The 328-nt window shown below is 42.4% G+C and carries 1 protein-coding gene; it reads left to right on the forward strand.

Annotated features, from left to right (window positions below; translation table 11 throughout):
• Positions 1 to 100: 100 nt before the first annotated feature.
• On the forward strand, positions 101 to 328 hold a 228-nt coding region (locus tag QWI17_RS19350), incomplete at its 3' end, for a hypothetical protein (protein ID WP_302724176.1).

Raw genomic sequence — 328 nt, forward strand, 5'->3', positions numbered from 1 at the left:
CACAGCTTTACACCAAAATTTCGTCTTAGTTATCGTTCACTTCTGATTAAGAAAGCTGAAAAGCTACTTCCACAAGACACAATTAAAAGGTTTCTAGCTAATGGCTAGTCGGCAAACGAATGAAGGAGCGGCAAAGGCTGATCCTCTCGGAAATTTTACAGTCGCATTGACCCTCATATGCATAATCAGTGCTCTTTTATGGTATTTGTACTCTCCGTACCTGGCATGGGCGGCAGCACATACCGCCATTAAAACGCGGTATCTATTATTTCCGTTCACTTTCGTTATGTCCGACCAAATGGCCGATTTCATTCAAAACCTGGATGTT

The organism is Gilvimarinus gilvus (genome assembly GCF_030518155.1).
Classification (GTDB): Bacteria; Pseudomonadota; Gammaproteobacteria; order Pseudomonadales; family Cellvibrionaceae; genus Gilvimarinus; species Gilvimarinus gilvus.